The organism is Sphingobacterium multivorum, assembly GCF_900457465.1.
Lineage (GTDB): Bacteria > Bacteroidota > Bacteroidia > Sphingobacteriales > Sphingobacteriaceae > Sphingobacterium > Sphingobacterium multivorum.
In genome coordinates this window covers 1,055,649-1,072,848 of record NZ_UAUU01000011.1, presented here as the reverse complement: position 1 = coordinate 1,072,848, position 17,200 = coordinate 1,055,649, and the positions used below count along the sequence as shown (strand labels likewise).

The 17,200-nt window shown below is 42.5% G+C and carries 12 protein-coding genes; 5 read left to right on the top strand and 7 right to left on the bottom strand.

The genetic code is table 11. The annotated features are described in order from the left end of the window. Positions 1-11 precede the first annotated feature (11 nt). The 4 genes from DTA23_RS21845 to DTA23_RS21830 all read right to left on the bottom strand — a co-directional run bounded on the left by DTA23_RS21845 (position 12) and on the right by DTA23_RS21830 (position 9,294). The gene (locus DTA23_RS21845; RefSeq protein ID WP_112376025.1) at positions 12-1,862 is read right to left on the bottom strand and encodes a RagB/SusD family nutrient uptake outer membrane protein; all 1,851 of its coding nucleotides are present in this window, start codon (positions 1,860-1,862) and stop codon (positions 12-14) included. Position 1,863: 1 nt separating this feature from the next. Next, entirely contained in the window at positions 1,864-4,986 is a 3,123-nt protein-coding gene (locus DTA23_RS21840) for a SusC/RagA family TonB-linked outer membrane protein (protein WP_112376024.1), read from the bottom strand. Positions 4,987-5,347: 361 nt separating this feature from the next. Further along, positions 5,348-6,928 carry a hybrid sensor histidine kinase/response regulator transcription factor gene (locus tag DTA23_RS21835; protein ID WP_172462493.1) on the bottom strand — a complete coding sequence of 527 codons (1,581 nt, stop codon included), beginning with the start codon at positions 6,926-6,928 and terminating at the stop codon, positions 5,348-5,350. Positions 6,929-7,137: 209 nt separating this feature from the next. Further along, positions 7,138-9,294, bottom strand: coding sequence for a ligand-binding sensor domain-containing protein (locus tag DTA23_RS21830; protein ID WP_112376022.1), 2,157 nt, complete (start codon positions 9,292-9,294; stop codon positions 7,138-7,140). Between the two features lie 421 nt (positions 9,295-9,715). On the opposite strand from DTA23_RS21830, the gene DTA23_RS28050 reads away from it, so the two are divergent. The 4 genes from DTA23_RS28050 to DTA23_RS21815 all read left to right on the top strand — a co-directional run bounded on the left by DTA23_RS28050 (position 9,716) and on the right by DTA23_RS21815 (position 12,909). Next, positions 9,716-9,961, top strand: coding sequence for a hypothetical protein (locus tag DTA23_RS28050; RefSeq protein WP_112376021.1), 246 nt, complete (start codon positions 9,716-9,718; stop codon positions 9,959-9,961). Continuing rightward, positions 9,958-10,194: a glycoside hydrolase family 20 zincin-like fold domain-containing protein gene (locus tag DTA23_RS29640; protein WP_256604601.1), complete on the top strand. Its 237-nt coding sequence runs from the start codon at positions 9,958-9,960 to the stop codon at positions 10,192-10,194. Before DTA23_RS28050 ends, DTA23_RS29640 begins: the two co-directional genes overlap by 4 nt. Further along, a complete protein-coding gene (locus DTA23_RS21820) occupies positions 10,163-12,007 on the top strand; it encodes a family 20 glycosylhydrolase (RefSeq protein ID WP_370445163.1) in 1,845 nt (614 codons plus the stop codon). The genes DTA23_RS29640 and DTA23_RS21820 overlap by 32 nt, the downstream gene beginning before the upstream one ends. A gap of 134 nt (positions 12,008-12,141) precedes the next feature. Continuing rightward, positions 12,142-12,909 (top strand): DUF4382 domain-containing protein, encoded by a 768-nt coding sequence (locus DTA23_RS21815; protein ID WP_159333128.1) that lies wholly within the window; start codon positions 12,142-12,144, stop codon positions 12,907-12,909. Positions 12,910-13,073: 164 nt separating this feature from the next. Here DTA23_RS21815 and DTA23_RS21810 read toward each other — a convergent pair whose 3' ends face one another. From DTA23_RS21810 to DTA23_RS21800, 3 genes are all read right to left on the bottom strand, one after another. Beyond that, the gene (locus tag DTA23_RS21810; RefSeq protein WP_112376019.1) at positions 13,074-15,020 is read right to left on the bottom strand and encodes a hypothetical protein; all 1,947 of its coding nucleotides are present in this window, start codon (positions 15,018-15,020) and stop codon (positions 13,074-13,076) included. A gap of 93 nt (positions 15,021-15,113) precedes the next feature. Beyond that, positions 15,114-15,530, bottom strand: a complete 417-nt coding sequence (locus DTA23_RS21805; protein WP_112376018.1) for a PIG-L family deacetylase — start codon at positions 15,528-15,530, stop codon at positions 15,114-15,116. Between the two features lie 493 nt (positions 15,531-16,023). Further along, complete coding sequence (locus DTA23_RS21800) at positions 16,024-16,692, bottom strand: sulfite exporter TauE/SafE family protein (RefSeq protein WP_218565441.1); 669 nt, start codon at positions 16,690-16,692, stop codon at positions 16,024-16,026. A 258-nt stretch (positions 16,693-16,950) separates the two neighbouring features. Here DTA23_RS21800 and DTA23_RS21795 point away from each other — a divergent pair, with 258 nt between their 5' ends. After that, positions 16,951-17,190 carry a hypothetical protein gene (locus DTA23_RS21795; protein WP_112376017.1) on the top strand — a complete coding sequence of 80 codons (240 nt, stop codon included), beginning with the start codon at positions 16,951-16,953 and terminating at the stop codon, positions 17,188-17,190. Positions 17,191-17,200: the final 10 nt, after the last annotated feature.

The following is a 17,200-nucleotide window of genomic DNA, read 5'->3' as shown; positions in this document are numbered from 1 at the left end:
GTTCAATTAGATTAATGAAATGGATTTCTAACTATTTTAGGATTTTTATTGATGACATCCTGACTAATGGACGCATAATAATTGGCCATACGGAAAAAGCGTGCCTTTCTGAAACGCGCAGGTCTTACCCGTTCATAGATATACTTACCGTCATCGGCATGCCCTGGACGCACGACACGATAAGCATATAGTCCATATACAACCGCGTTGGGATCATTTTCAGATCCGTCCCACACCAAATGCGCAATACGCCACCTTTTAAGATCATAGTAACGATGATCTTCGAAGGCAAGTTCGACACGGCGTTCATTACGGATGATATCCATCGTTAGATTACTGATGCTATTGGCCGGAAATCCTGCTCTTTCCCGTAACTTATTGACATAAGTTCTTGCATCTACAGTCTGCCCCAGCTCAAATGCAGCTTCTGACGCATTGAGATAAATTTCACCCAGACGAAACCACGGCCACCAGTTAGCAGCTGATGTACCACGTGTGCTGGCCGCCGGCGCATCACTGACAAATTTCCGGATATAGAAACCGGTGTTGCTGACGTCCTGTGCATCATAAAGCGGTCCATCAAAGCCGGTCCACAAACCACCACTCGCATAATTCTGTCCCAGTTGTGGTGCTGCAGTAAACTGGTAGGCTCCATTTGCCCCCCAAGTTGCCACTCCAGCCTGAATACTTACAGCACGTCCGCGGAATGAAGTTCCCGGATAAATCACCGTTCCAAACAAACGGGCATCTTTATTTGCAAAAATATCGTTGATATTTTGGTAGGCTACGTAATTTCCTGCGCCGTTTTTATCATGTAATGTACCTTTGCTACCGTCTAGATAATCAAAACTTTCTACAAGGCTCAATGAAGGCGAAATCGTCGATGACGACTCATTGTCTTCGGTCAGACTTCTGACGATATTGTCATAAGCAAAGCGGTGAACTTTTAAACTCGTTACAAAATCCTTTGCAAAGATGACCTCAGCACCAGTTTTCTTATTGAGCATATCATAAAAATTGGCACCTTTATCGGCATTCTCATTGTAAAGCGCATAGGGACCGTTCATAATTTCCTTGGAGGCAGCCAGCGACTTGGTATAATACCCAGTAGCCATATTGGCAGGAATTCCCACTTCTCCCCCTCCAGTCGTTATCGGTGAGGCCATCAGATTATTATATTTCGCGATGGATGCCGCATAAAGCATTGCCCGACTTTCCAAAGCTAATGCCGTATACTTGTTGGCTCTGGTCTTACTGGCATTATAGACGGCGAGATCTTCCTTAATCTCTTCCAGTTCTTTGTAAATAAAATCGTAGACTTCATACTCTTTGGCACGTGCCACCTGCAATGGTGTTGGATCGCCGCTAAAGTCATAGATAAGTTGCGTAGTGACAATCGGAACCCCTCCCATGCGTTTGACGAGTTCGAAGTAAACAAAAGCGCGGATGAAGCGTAATTCGGCTTTATACTGCTTACGTTGTGCATCAGACAATTGTGTACTGAACTGATCGATATTTTCGAGGGAAAGATTCAGATCCCGAATAAGTCCATAGTCCCAATAGCGACCGTAATCGTCACCAAATTGGTAATCGTTACGCCAGTTTTGATCGCGATGTCCCGACCACATCGCATCATCCAATTCGGTCATTCCTCCTGTATTGAAAACACCATGTAACGTTGGCATTCTATCGTAATAATTGGCGACGAGTGAAGTCAATAGTTTCGGATCATTCCAAAGCTGTGCATCGGTAATCAATGATTTTGAATCCCGGTCAAACCAATCGTCGTGATTGCAGCTGCTCAACGAGGACAAGGTCAATAAAGCAACGCCTATGTAGGTAAGTTTAAATCGTAGTTTCATGTTAAAAAGTCATATTAAATCCAACCATAAATACCCTTTGCTGTGGATATACTACTGCTGCTCTCGCTTCGATCTCGGGATCAATCTGGTAGTCTTTGACATTGTCAAACGAAATCAAGTTTGAAGCATTGATATAGAACCGTATTTTTTCGGCCTTAATCTTTTGAATCCATGCTTTTGGCAGATTGTATCCAACCTCCAGGTTGCGGACTCGGAGGTAACGCACATTGGTCAACCAAAAATCACTGTTTCGACTATTGGGACCTGAGTTGCCGTTACGAATCGCAGGGTAGCGTCCCGGAATCCATTCGCTGTTTGGATCATAAGGGTCTTTGCGATGCCATCTATCTTCCAGCAGGTAGGCTGGAGAATTACCACCACCATGGAAGGCATTACGTAACTCATAATCCTGAAACCAGGATTGCACCGCACCACCGGCCAAATCAATATTTAAGTTGATACCCTTCCAGTCAAGTCCTATCCGGCCACCGAAGCTCATCATCGGTGCCCAACCTGTCGGATAACCGATCGGACGCTGATCCATATCATTGATAACACCGTCGCCGTTTACATCTTTATAAATCAGATCACCAGGAAGTTGTGTCCTATTGTTCTGACCATCATTATTGATCGGATGGTTACGGATCTCTTCTTCCGACTGAAATCTTCCGACAACTTGGTATCCCCACCATACGCCACCCCAGCGGTCTTCAATCGAGTTACGGTATTCATTCCACGAATTACTGAAACGAGGCTTATAGGTTTCTAGGTCACGATAACGTGAAAAAGTCATATTCCCACTGACAACATAGTTAAGTTCACCGACCTTATCGGTATAAGTAATGATACCTTCCGCACCATAATAGCCGTTCTTACCGAGGTTTTCATTGGGAAGGTCATAACCGATTTCAGCTGGTAATAGGACATCGTATCGTTTCCCAGGATATCCAGTACGGATAATTTTAAAGATATCCGCCGTCAATGTCAGCTTATTATTCAACAAGGTTGCATCGACCCCCATATTATAATTGGTATTTTTAACCCAGGAGAGGTTGCGCACTGGTAAACCTCTTGGCTGTACCCCGGGCACATAGGCTCCGTCTAAGACAGCACTTCCAGCCGCCCAATTATATCCGGCAAGGTAATCATGCATTCCCACACCCTCTTCAAGTCCGGTTTGCCCGATCGAAGCACGGATTTTAAGGTCACTCACGACGGATTTCAAAGGCTTGAAGAACCCCTCATCCGAAATACGCCAACCTACTGATGCTCCTGGAAACAATCCCCAGCGTTTACCCTCATAATATTTAAAGGACCCGTCATAACGGCCCAGAACTTCCAGAAGATACTTGCCCTTGTAGTTGTAATTGATACGGCCAATATATCCAGCCCGAGCCTCGTAAGCCCATTCATCGGCCAAACTATTGAGCTCCGACAGTCTCAACAACGGGATATAATTGTTTGAAGGATTTGCGCCCAATGCCTTATACGTCCGGTCCCAGTCTGAGCGCTCATAGCCTAACATTCCTGCGAAAGTGTGATCGCCGATCTGCTTGTTATAATCGATCTGGAACTGCGCAAACCGAGAAACAATCTCCCTCGTGGTATCGTAACGCCAGCCAGCATCACTTCCACCAGTTCGCTTATAGGCATTATTTTCGTATCGATATACATCATAGGTATATTGGAAGCCTTCAAATTTATTATTGGTATAATTGTAAGAAACAGTTCCCTTTGCCGACAAACCAAAATTTGTCTTATAGGCCGCAAAGAGATTCACGTTTCCAGCAAGGTATTTATTGTCTTTATAGCCGGCGATATCGCGACTAAAGAGCGCCGGGTTATAGGGAAAATCATTTGTATGATTGATATACTCTGGATTGTCATTTGCATAAGGGCCTACCGTCGGTCTATTTTTCATAATAGCCAAAATCGAGGAGAAGTAGCCATCTCCACCTGGTAAGCCAACATCCTGGGTTCCCTCATGTCTTCCTGAAATCTGTGTACCCACTGTAAGTCCTTTGAGTACCTCAGCTTCCATATTGGACTGAAAATTGGTTCGCTTATAATTGAAATCCTTGATCATTGCATCCTGATTGAGGTGGCCCAATGACAGGAAATAATTTGATTTTTCACTTCCACCGGTGACATTGGCATTGATGTATCGCTGTGGGATATTCTTACGGATCACCATATCATAATAATCATAGCCTTGGTAGCCAGGCTCTGTTCCAGCCTGCCATTTAGCCAACTCCTCGGGCGTATAAACCGTCTTCGGATCGCGGTTTTCATTCTGCGCAGCCTCAACCAATCCACGCGTGTATTGTTTCGCGTTTGCCATGGTCGGAAAACGTGTCAAATTCTGCCAGCCTTGGTAGCCATTAATATTGATTTTTGCACTTTCTCCTTTTGCTCCTTTTTTGGTGGTAATAAGTACAACACCTCTAGAAGCACGGAATCCATATACTGCCGCTGCGGCATCTTTCAAAATAGAGATACTCTCAATATCTTCGAGATTTAGCGAGTTGAAGATATCTGCTCCGGAGCCATTCTGTGTACCGACCCAGTCCGTACCTTCCTGACCTCCGTAGGCAACCCCATCAATTACATATAATGGCGAGCCCATATTCCGGATTTCAATCGCTGCACCACGACCGGGACGCGCGTCTTTGGCACGCACGGAGATCCCCTGCACCTTTCCTGCCAAAGCCCCAGCAGTTGTCGTCGATGATGACCGTACAATATCCTCTGATTTAATATTGCTTACTGCCCCCGTAATATTACGTTTGGACTGTTTACCATAACCAACAACGACGACATCCTCCAAAACATTTTCATCTGCCTCGAGCTGGATTTTTAAATTTGTTGTTCCATCCAATGGAACTCGGCGAGTCTTATATCCAACAAATGACACAACGAGCGTTCCTTTGTTGGCATTCAGCTCAAATTTCCCCGATTTGTCTGTTGAGGTTCCCTTTCCCCCTTCTAGGAGGAGTACACTCGCACCAACGATAGGCTCGTTTGCTTTGTTGAAAACTTGTCCCGTAACCTTCTCCTGCGCATACAGCAATGTTGGCATCACACTCAACATGGTGTAAAAAGAAGCAATCTTTAAGTTTTTCATAAATTTAAATACGAATTAAACAGTAAATAATACAATCTAGCCGGACAAGACAATATGATGGTAAACTATGGTCTACTTTGGTTATTTCTTTTGCATCGTTGCCACCCCTACCTAGATTTTATAATTGGATAATACCTCAAACTTAGCCCATTTTGCAGCATTACATCATATACAAATCCGTCAAAAATCATATAATTTTCAGTCAAAAACAGCTTTTATAATATATTTAAGGCATATTTCCTGTTTGATGAAACCTGAGCCTGCTTTTATCGGTCTGCCATGGGGAGGCTGTTTTATGCGAAAAAAAATGCCCCTCGCCACGGAGGAGTAGCAGGGGCATTATGAGCGTTTGTGTATTCTTTTAATACGTTACCCGGATCTTATTGTCGGCTCGTTGGTATTCGGAAGGTAGCTGGCCAAACTCTTCCTTAAAGCACTGCCGAAAATAAATCGCACTATTTATTCCGACCATAAACGACACTTCAGTCACATTATATTTCCCCGTCCGAAGTAGATCCGCAGCCTTATGGATACGTATCTTGCGAACCAGCTGATTGATATTTTTACCTGTGATCCCCTTCAACTTGCGGTATAAGGTAGACTGACTCATATTCATTCGGTCAGCAAGGGCAGCAGCATCCAATACTTCATCCTGCATATGCTGCTCGACAATCTGCATAAAGTCCTGAACAAATTCATTTTCCCGCCACAGCTCCTCAGGAGGTTTTTGCTCGGTATAATCATCTGAATAGGGTGATTTGCTGTTTAAACTTTCCAAAATCAGTTCATTGATCTGTTTCTGTCGGCTCAATAGGTTGTCGATACGTTTGAAGAGTAACGCTGCCGTAACAGGCTTGATCAGATAGGAGTCTATCCCCAGATCATAGCCCCGTTGCCGGTCTGCATCGGTGTTTTTCGCCGTCAATAGTAGCAGTGGAATATGACTTGTACTGCGTTCCTGTTTGAGCTGCTGTACCAGCTCAAAGCCATCCATATCGGGCATCATAATATCACTGATCACCAGATCAGGTATTCGTGCCATCGCCGTTTTATAGCCCGCAGCTCCATTTTCGGCAAGTACCACATCATAATGCCTTTGCAGGGTAGTTCCAAGATACTCCCGGAGCTCCGAATCGTCCTCGACCAGTAGAATCAGGGGGCGCTGCGAAGCCGTGGGCGGTTCGCTTTCTTGTGCGACAACTTGGTCTACTTTTAGCTTGACCGTAAATCTAGTGCCTAGCCCAAACGTACTACTTACCTCTACCTTTCCATGATGTATTGCAACTAGTTCCTTGACCAAAGCAAGGCCAATTCCTGTACCTTGCGTACCTGTGCCTAGAATCTGATAATACTTTTTGAAAATCCGCTCAATATCTTCTTCGGCAATACCAACCCCCGTGTCTTCTACAGACAATATGGCCCAATGATTTAGATCTGCACCTTCGTAGCGCAGACTTAGTTTAATATAGCCCGAAGCTGTGTATTTATACGCATTCGACAATAAATTATCGACAATCAATTGCACAATTTCTGCATCAAACAACGTACGTATATCCGCTGTAGGGAGTTCGCACAACACGCGAAGACCAGGTTTGTGATTCAATGTTTTATATTTATGTGTCAGATCGGCGAGCATTTCGCCCAAGGATCCTGCTTCGGGAACAAAGGGTTTAAATTGCGATTCTACCTTCCGAAACTCCAAAAGCTGGTTGACCAATGTGAAAAGTCTATTGGCACTTTTCTGAACCGTCTGAACCAACGCACGGTGTTTCTCAGCAAGCTGCTTTTCTTGCGACAGATCCTCAAGGGGACCCAGGATCAACGTCAGGGGTGTACGTAATTCATGGGTAATATGCGTATAGAAGTTCATCCGCTCGGCATGCAGCTGTTCGTCTTGTAGATGTTGCCGTTCTTTAAGTTTGAGTTCCGATTCGGCTTTCATCCTTTTGAAATAAAAGGATATAATCACATATCCAATCAGAAGCACGAGTAGCATATAAAATGCCTTAGCAGGTAAGCTCAAATAAAAAGGTGGCGCGATGTTAATCAGCAGCCGTTGATACTCTTGCGACCACTGACCGGTTTTTCATTCGCGTACGAATGAGCAGCTCGTGCTCACCATAGGGAATATTACGAAAGTCGAGGTTTGTCTCATTGCCCAAAAAAAATCCAGTCATTATTGAGTCCTTCCAATTGATACCCAAATTCGACCAATCCATCCAAAGCAAAATCCATGACAGCAAGTTCGATGCGAAAACTATTTTCATCATAATTGAGCTTAATCGTCTTTGTATCCGACGGATATTTATCAACCTGCGCATTGGATTCGCCCGATTGAAAAACAATAAATCGGCTCAGGCTTACAGGCGAAGTAGGGAAATCGGACGGAATATTAGCAGGATTGAAATAACACATTCCTTCCTGCATGCCAAAATACAGTCGCCCTTCGCGGTCTTTTCCTACACTTGCATTGATAAATCCGCCCAAGGGTAAACCAAAGGATTGGTCGTAGTGGAGAAAACGCCTCTCTTGCAAGACATAGCGTAACATCCCCGATTTGGTTGCGCACCAAATATTTCCGGTATGATCCTCCGCAAGTCCATTGACAAACAACCAAGCATTACCTCCCGGCGGCAACAATAAAGCGAGATCACCGATCTTCTTACCTGCATCCTGCATAGCCAATCCGTGGTTTGTAGCGATCCAAATATTATTATCCCTATCGCGTAGCAAATGATTGATTGTATTATTACGTAATCCACTCTTATTGTCCATCTTACGAAGCAGTTTACGGTCGGAATTATATACATAGAGTCCTTGCCCATAAGTTCCTACCCACATATTGTGCTGACCATCTTCCACTAGCGTTCGCGGTGCATAATCACCAAGCATAGGCTTATTGATCAGAAGCTTTTGAACATGGTGTGCCACTCCATCGTATATAAAAAGACCTTGATGGGCAGCAATCCAAATGTGCCCCAAATGATCCTCATATATCGCACGAACTTCGGTCACCGACTCCCCTAAATCGATCATATGCCAATCGGAAGATCCAGCATATTGGACAGCAATCCCGCCCTTCCGCAATCCCATCCATACATGCTGATGCCGATCCTTAAATGCCGTAAGTATAAAATCGTCGGGCAATCCGTTTTTTTGGGTAATTTGTCCCAACAAACGGCCTCCAGCATTCATTTCTACTATACCCGAGCCCTCAGTTACCAGTCGAGTCCGATTTTCAACAGTTAATACATTACTCACTGTTGCCAATCGGTCAGGTAACATATTGTCTGAAGGAAAAACACTAAAAAAAGAAGCCATATGCGAAACAACCCCTACACCTCCACCATATAACGCCAGCCAAATATTTCCGAACCGATCCGGAGTGATATGCTGGACCATGGTATTATTACCTTTGCCAAGATCAAAAAGCTGTATATGCTGGACGCCTTCAAAACGTTTATCAAACGTATATTTCGGCTGCAACAAAAATAGTTGCGACGACTCGCCTCCTATCCATAAGGTATTGCCAATTTCCTTGATTGCGTAGACAAAAGGTTCATTCCCATTTTTTGCTAATCCTGCCAAAGGGACTTGCTGTAATTGACCTGAAGCCGGATGATATACAGCCAACCCTTTACGGGTTCCAATCCACACATTCCCCCCCTGATCGCAAAACAACACTTTAATTTCATTATCAGGAAGTTTACCCAATGTATTCTGATTAGTCAATCGTTTCAGTGACCGACGGGCGGGATCCAAAATTGTCAGGCCTTCATTTACATGCCCAATGTAAAGCATGTTACTGCGATCTTCAGCTAAAGACCAAACACTATTCTCGGGAAGTCCGGGACAATTTTTCTTATTGAAATGATTAAACTCTTTGGTTATTGGATCGAAATGCTGTACACCTTGATGATAGGTGGCCAGCCACAGTTTTCCATCTTTCCCTTCAATTATATCGGTTATATCATTTGTCGCGATGGATTTCGGATTAGTACCGTCATGTGTGTAATAGCTAAATTTATTTGTACGTAAGTCAAGTACATTCAGGCCATTGGACCGCGTTCCGATATACAATTTCTTGTCGGTATAAAGCAAGGTATTGATTTCATTACTATTGACCGATAGCCCATCCGGCTTGTCTGTTGCATAAAATGATTTAAAAGACTTCCCTGCATACCGGTTCAATCCCAGCTCGCTGGCTATCCACATAAATCCGTCATCATCGTGCACAATATCCAGCACCTGCTGATTGGTCAGACCATCTTGAAGGGAGAAAAAAATGGACGCGATTAGGCTGTCCATAAACGTGGGCCAACTGACAAAAGAAAACAATGCTAATAAGAAAATTTTTCATAGCTCTACCACCACCAATAAATTAACAACACCAACCTACTTTATTGAAAGGCTTCTCTGCAAAATATCAAAGCAGTCAACCCACAGGCAACTTTTTACGATCTTGTTTAAAACAGCAGTAAAACAATTATGCAATGAAAATATTCAAGATATAAACATATTATAGGCCTATTCAAATACAGGTTATTTTCAAGTTAAAGATAAGAATAAATATATAAATGTCGAACAAACATTTATAACAATATTAGGAGAAATGCTTTGCTTATAATGCTAAGAAGTACAGATCAACCAAAATTGCCGGCCGATACCCGAAATATTGGTATATTGCAGCAAAATCTAAAACTACTTGTGAATCACAAAAAACACATTTATGAATAAAATCTTCTCAACCTTACTTGTATCCTGTGCCCTGTACCTGCCGACATTAAGTTTTGCACAACAAAAAAACATACTTCCTCAACTTATTCCGTTTCCTCAACAGCTGGAAGCCGGGCCGGGCCTTTTTCAGCTAAATGGTCAAGAATTGGGTTACGCTATTGATCCAGCATTTTCTTCTACGTCACTGCCGGCATGGATCAACCAATCGCTATTCGGTCAACTGAACAAAAAAGCGTGAAGAAGACAAACGCCACGCTGCAATTGATCAAAGTCCAGGGCCTCTCAAATGAAGCGTATGAATTGAAGATAGATCAAAAAGGCATACAAATCATCGCTTCTTCAGAAAAGGGCGCATTTTATGGTTTACAGACAGTCCAGCAATTGTATCTACTTTCGGGAACAACAGGCAAGCTTGCCCTTCCCTATGTAACCGTAAAAGATCAGCCCGCTTTCCAAATGGCGCGGTGTTGAGCTCGATGTAGCCCGCCACTTCTTTCCAAAAGATTATATCTATAAATTCATTGATCTGCTTGCAACCTATAAGTTCAACAAATTTCACTTGCACTTAACGGACGATCAAGGCTGGCGCATAGAAATCAAGAAATACCCTAAACTAACCGAACAGGGGGCTTGGCGTATTTATAACAACCAAGATTCGGCCTGCTTTGTGAAAGCCAAAGAGAACCCCGATTTTAATCTGCCGAAGGAATTGATCCGCACAACAAACGGAAAGGAAGAATATGGTGGTTTCTATACACAACAAGATATCAAGGACATTGTTGCCTATGCGGCCAGTCGCCAGATAGAAATTATTCCTGAAATAGACATGCCCGGACATATGATGGTGGCTACCAAGGCTTATCCTGAACTCCTATTAGACAGCCAATCCGCAGGCTGGGGAAAGCAATTTTCTGTCCCCATCAGCCCCTGGAAAGAGAGCAGCTATACCTTTGTTGAGAACGTACTAGGCGAAATTATTGACTTATTCCCTTCGCATTATATTCACATCGGAGCGGATGAGGTCGAAAAAGACTCCTGGTCAAAATCAGCAGCGGCTCAAGCTTTTATGAAAGAAAAGCAAATAGCGAACTTACATGATCTTCAAAGTTATTTCGTCAAACGAGTAAACAGTTTTATTCGTTCAAAAAATAAACAGAGCATTGGTTGGGATGAAATATTAGACGGTAGTTCGGACACGAGCATGATGGTGATGTACTGGCGTGGTTGGGTAAAAAATGCACCGATAGAAGCTGTAAACCGTGGTCACCGGGTCGTTATGACCCCTACCAACCCGCTTTATTTTGATTATTTACCCAATAGCATCAGCCTGGATGCCGTGTACAATATGAATGTCGTACCTACGGATATTTCCAGCCAAAAAGCACCGCTGATCCAAGGTGCACAGGCCAATATCTGGACAGAAATGATTCCTTCCACCGCCCGGTTGGAGTTTATGATTCTCCCGCGGTTAAGCGCTTTATCAGAACGTGTATGGACCAACAAACCGCTGTATGATAGCTATAGAAATCGAGTAATTGCGCACTTTGGACTTTGGAACAAAATGGTTTTACGCTATCGTATGCCAGACCTCACAGGATTCGCCGAAACACAGGTTATTGTTGACGGACAATCTGTTCTAAAGGTTGTAAATGAACTTCCACAGAATCAAATACACTATACAACGGATGGTAGCCTTCCAACACAGCAGAGCCCAGTATTGAACGGTTCGCTCGTGGTTAAAAAAGAAGGGCCAATTCGTTTTGCAACAATCTCCTCTTCCGGTGCAAAAAGTGAACTTTATCAGGTTGATTTTAAAAATGATACCTGGAAAAAGAGCGTAAAACCCAATGAAAATAGCATAGCCCCAGGGCTTATGGCAACACTTTTCAATGGAACTTTTGCCAACACTTCGGCCATTACAGGGCCTGAAGTACGCCGGGAAGTAATCAGCAATGTGGCGCTGAGCGATACCATCAAAATGCCTTCTTTTGGCGCAAAAATTAGAGGCTATCTCTATGTGAGAGAAAAGGGAATCTATAATTTCTACTTCACCTGCGATGATGGTGGTGTCTTGCGAATCCATGATCAGCTCGTCGTCAATAATGACGGACAGCATGCACCGATTATGAAAAGTGGACAGATTGCTTTAGAACCAGGCTACCATCCAATTGCTGTAGATTTCCTTGAAGCTGGAGGCGGATTTACCCTAAAACTTCAATACAGTCTCAATGATTCAAAGGTAATTGATATTCCCAAAGAGTCCTTTTTCCATAAAAAGGATTAATAATCATTATGAAGTATAGAAACAACCCCAGTATGGTCAATTCCATCTGGGGTTATTTTTTCGGGCCTAGGGACTTTGTTTTATTTATAGAATGGCATAAGTTTTGCCCAGCTGTAACCATAATGTTACTAACTATGAAAAAGAACTTTATTCTCCTTGCTCTAGCGACCCTAGTGTTCTTAAGCAGCTGCAGCAAAAATGATGGTCCCTCCTCACAAAAAACACCTGTCACAGTAAAAATTACGGATGCTCCAGGTTACTATGACGCGATCAATCTTCACATCGATGCGATCGAGATCCGAACTACTTCGGGTAGCACAACGATAGATGTCGCCGCCGATCCATTTAATATTTTGAATTATACAATGGGAAAAGATACCGTCATAGCCGGACAGGATGTTCCTTCTGGTATGATCCAAGAAATTCGGCTCAAACTTAATGACTCAGGAAATGAAATTTGGGTCAATGGCGTTGTACATCCGCTAAAAACACCTAGCGGACAGTCCTCTGGCGTTAAACTCAAAGTACAAGATGAATTAATTCCGGATGTAGCGTACACACTTCTTTTGGATTTTGATGCGTCAAAATCGATTGTAAAGACGGGCAACGATCAATATCTTCTTAAACCCGTTATTCGCGCCATCCCAGTGGCCACATCTGGAGCAATCACTGGCACAATTAGTCCTGCGGAATCACAAGCCAATGTATTTGCTATTACCGGTGTAGATACTGTAGGTACGTTGGCAAACTCAGCCGGAAAGTTTTACTTTCCTGGGATGCCTGAAGGCACTTACAAGATTGTTGTCGAACCTTCGGTAGCTGGTTACATGAACAAAAACATTGAAGGCGTGCAAGTAGCCAAAGCAAGTGTGAAAGATTTAGGAATTATTTCTGTACAATAACGTACCATCGGATTAAAGTATCTGATAAGAAACCTATTGTAAAATTGGACATGCCCCAAATAGTTGCCACTATTTGGGGCATTTTAATTGTAGCGGTCTTCTAATCCATCCACGAAAATGTGTTGATTCAATTTTTAGATCATCTCGCCTACAACACTTATTGATCAATAAGTATCTGAGACTGATGAAAGTGAAAGCATATTGGCAAAAAGACGATATGCTCCCGCTACTCCTGCAGGCAGTTGTCTAAATAGAGACAAACTATTGTAGATATAATAACCTTTTCCTGTTTTGCGAAGCAGCAACAAACCATCTTCATGCTGATTATTTGCGTTTTGCCCCCGTAGTATTGGTTCAAAGTCTGCACTCCATTTTTGCGGTAAAAAAAGTGCCCTGTCCTGCACCCAATTTTGAAAATCATGCTGCCCAATTACATTGGGGTAGTTCAATATACGATGGGATGGGTCCAAAAATGAAATGCGGGTTTCTGTATTTGTAATTCTTTCCTGAGAAACAGCTAGAGGATAAGTCCCAACCTCAGTCAAATGCAAATCATATGGCGTATTATACTGCCCTATCAATACACCGCCCTGCTCCACATAGTCACGGAAAAGCTGATGAAATTCCGCAATTAAGGGATGGGTATTGTAAATCCGTACTCCCAAGACCACTGCATCAAAATCGAAGAGATTTATTTCACCAATGGACTCAAACGGAATAATATCCAATTGCTCAACAAGTTGGCACAAGCTCCCTCCAAGTTCATCATTCATCCCCGAAATATAAGCAACTTTCCGGGCCGTAATATCCACTGGCAAGTTCAGCACCCGTAGTATTCCCTTGGGAAAGTAAGTTACTTTGTTAATATGCGGATAAACAATACTTTTAGCTGTGAACGGATATATACCTGAACTGGTCTCAATCTCAAATCCAATCTCTTGAATCTCTTCCTGTGATGCTGATGAACTCAACTCAAAATAAAGTTTTTCCGCTGCATTACCTGCGATGTTGAGATCAATTTCTGTCGGAAATGCGCTCAATCCGTCCGGAAGCGTTAACCTCACTTTAATAGGTAAGGATTCGGCTATATTGGATTGCAGCTCCAAAGCAACTAAACGTTGGGTCGCTTTAGACAGCACAACGATATCCGAATCAAATGCTGCTGTTACCGGGGGAGCTACGACAACGAGACTACCTGCATGTCTTACAGGAAGCTTAATCGCGATCGGTAAGCCGGCAAATTGCAGTTCCAGATGAACCAACAATTCGGTCCCATATTGTGTCAATACAACATCAGCAGACGATTCTGGTGTATAATTATGTGCGTCACCATTAGCATTAAGCCAAGTTGGAAAAGAAGGTAAAATTGTATCAAGAAGCTGACCATTCAAATGGATCATTTTCGATGGAGACGAGGGAAGATCTATTTGCCTTGCCCCCCTTATAAAAGGAACATTTACCGCTGTCAACTGCAAATTAGACTCCACTGGAATATGCGCATGCAAGATCATATTAACCTCGGTTCCCGGCACCCATAGGGCGTTAGAAGCCTGTACTTCTAAGGAGACACCAGCAAAATCAAGTAGCAGACGTTCTACCTCAGCTCGTTTTTTATGAATAATATTATCTTCGGGAACGATCTTCATCCAAAATAAAATCGAAGCAAGCTCCAATGTAAGCTCTGCCGTATCAGACTCACATTTTGCGATAAGGTCATCCACCAACCGATTGAATACATTTGCATAAGAATCTTGCACTGAACAATGCGTAAAAATAGTATTCACAGCCTCTGAATTGATCGATGCACTTTTTAATACTTCAAAATACTCGATACTAGAGTGATGCTGCGCCAAACTTCCCATGGCCTGAGAACGATGTCGATTACGACTTTCTGCTGCAATTTCACCATAATGTAAGTCAAAAGAGCCATGTCTTATAGGAATATCCAAAGAAATATATGCTGGCAAAGGTGTTACTTCTCCGCCAATATCTTTAACACCACTCTCCTGATATACATTCCACAGCAATTGCTGAGCTTGCCAAGGTGCTAGTTCTGCTAACTGTTCGCTGTAAGCTGTTGGATCAGCGGCCAGATCAAAAGCTTTCGCCATTAGGATTGCTGAGGCCTGATGGTGCCCATGCGAGTCAGGGACATTCGGCGAAAATCGCGTTGCAATTACAGTGGGACGAAAATAACGGATAGTTCATACCATATCTGCCAGTACACCATTTTCATCCCATCGCGCCAACGTCTCATCGACTGATTTTGCAAAGCCGAAATCCTTTGCCCGTGTAAAGAACTGTTTTGTTCCCTCAATTTCACGTGCCGCAAGTGACTCCTGCACCCGAAGTACCCCCAGATCCAATCCCTTTTCTCTACCTATAAAATTCTGTCCTCCCTCACCTCGCGTAACAGAAAGGTAGGCAGTATCGACCACCTGATCCTGCGATAGAAATGTCAATAATTTATTGTTTTCATCGTCTGGATGGGCACCGGTATATAAAACACGATCCGAAATTTTAAGCATAGATAGCCCGCGCATCATCATTTGTTTTTTACCTGAAAAAGCTTGATTTAAATGCTGCGTTTGTGCCTGTTGTGCTAAAAATTCCATTGCCATATCCTTCCTGCTAAATAATTCTTCGGTTCAAATATAGGAATATTTTTCAATAATCTACTAAATAGATAGATTATATATCAATACACTTTAAAACCAGTAGAAATAAGCATTTAAAAATAAAAAGGCAAGAGACAATTTAATCCAATCGTGTTAACACACCTTCTTTATGACAGTAAAATTCATAACTAGCCTTCCTTCTAAAACGTATAACCTTTTCGATATAGATACTATTATGTTTTTTGCTAAGGGCAAAATACTTTTGCTGAAGTTTGAGTGGTAAACCAGTCCAGTGAATAGATCGTTCGAGTTCTAAGCCATGCGTCTGACTAAATTCCAAGACAAAATTTGTGTCTCGCCAGCTCAATGCAATTTCAGTTTTATTCCTTCGAGCGATCTAAGGCTATCAGCACGTCATTCTGATCGACAATCTTACGCGAACTACCTGTCAGCAATATCGCCCCTGAAACCACCATAAGCACCATAACCTATTTTTTTAAAATACCTGGTCGCTGAGGTAGGGTAATATAAACTGAACAGTAAATGATGAGACTATTGTTGCAACGGCAATTGCCAGTCCCAGCGCTGCCTTAGAATACAGACCTAAAATAATATAAATAATAAGTTTTACGAGATGTAAAAACACTTCATTTGCAGCACGGGTGCAAATAATCTCCTCTTTGGAAAGCCCCATTTTCAAATAAAACCGATTGAACAACAAGCCGATTGCACCTGTAATTCCTGAAATAAAGCCCGAAAGAAAACCTATAATTGCCAAAAAAGATTTCGAGCACTTACTTTCCGAAGATAACGCTGCATTTTTTGATTTAAACAATTGAGGGATATTTCCCATGAGGAAAAAAGCAACAATCAACTGCAAATAGGAAGGTTCTATATATTTAATCAGATATCCACCTAATAGTACAGCCGGAATTGAAAACGGTACAAACCACAGAAAGATCTTCCAGTTGATATGCCGCTTAAAAACAATTATTCTCGATACTGAGCTGGTAAACGTACCAATCGTCAACGAAAATGGAATTAACGATGAAGGCAACATAAAATTCAATAAAGGAATAAGAATAAGGCTTGCTCCCCCTCCACATATGGCGCTGATCCAAAAAGCGACTATGGTACTTAAAAACAGGACAACTAAATTTATCATAGGATTTCAACAAAAAACTACTTCACTGTAGCCTCTGACAAAAATGCACCGACTTTCTGTAGAAATTTAGAATTGATATCCTAGCCCTCAATATAATCTACACCATTCATCTGCTCAATGCTCAACCTTGTTTTTGTATAAAAACTAAATGCTTTCGTATAATATAGGTTGCGTGAAGCAATGAAGAATATAGATTTGTAACGATATCCCATACGTTAAGGGTATCAAATAATTTTGAACACATATAAATTAGTCGGGATGAAAGTTAGGCAAGTGTTGATTTTTAAAAGTTCTGTAAAGACCAAAAGCAAGAAAGAGTTTTTGATGCAATTGGTCAAAACTCATCTTCCACAAGTACAAGATGCTACTGTCGATCTAGATGATGAGGATGCCATATTCAGGTTCGAAACAGAAGAGTGCTCCATCGACTACCTGACGAAGTTCCTATATGGTTATGGTATCCAAGTTGATTTCCTGGATCGCTTTGTAGTTGCCTAAGCCGCCAGTA

Bases quoted from the DNA above. Each gene is read 5' to 3' on its own strand.
- DTA23_RS21840 (WP_112376024.1), bottom strand. From the start codon at position 4,986: ATGAAAAACTTAAAGATTGCTTCTTTTTACACCATGTTGAGTGTGATG.
- DTA23_RS28050 (WP_112376021.1), top strand. From the start codon at position 9,716: ATGAATAAAATCTTCTCAACCTTACTTGTATCCTGTGCCCTGTACCTG.
- DTA23_RS21835 (WP_172462493.1), bottom strand. From the start codon at position 6,928: ATGAAAGCCGAATCGGAACTCAAACTTAAAGAACGGCAACATCTACAA.
- DTA23_RS21810 (WP_112376019.1), bottom strand. From the start codon at position 15,020: ATGGCGAAAGCTTTTGATCTGGCCGCTGATCCAACAGCTTACAGCGAA.
- DTA23_RS21830 (WP_112376022.1), bottom strand. From the start codon at position 9,294: ATGGACAGCCTAATCGCGTCCATTTTTTTCTCCCTTCAAGATGGTCTG.
- DTA23_RS21800 (WP_218565441.1), bottom strand. From the start codon at position 16,692: ATGATAAATTTAGTTGTCCTGTTTTTAAGTACCATAGTCGCTTTTTGG.
- DTA23_RS21815 (WP_159333128.1), top strand. From the start codon at position 12,142: ATGAAAAAGAACTTTATTCTCCTTGCTCTAGCGACCCTAGTGTTCTTA.
- DTA23_RS21805 (WP_112376018.1), bottom strand. From the start codon at position 15,530: ATGGCAATGGAATTTTTAGCACAACAGGCACAAACGCAGCATTTAAAT.
- DTA23_RS21845 (WP_112376025.1), bottom strand. From the start codon at position 1,862: ATGAAACTACGATTTAAACTTACCTACATAGGCGTTGCTTTATTGACC.
- DTA23_RS21795 (WP_112376017.1), top strand. From the start codon at position 16,951: ATGAAAGTTAGGCAAGTGTTGATTTTTAAAAGTTCTGTAAAGACCAAA.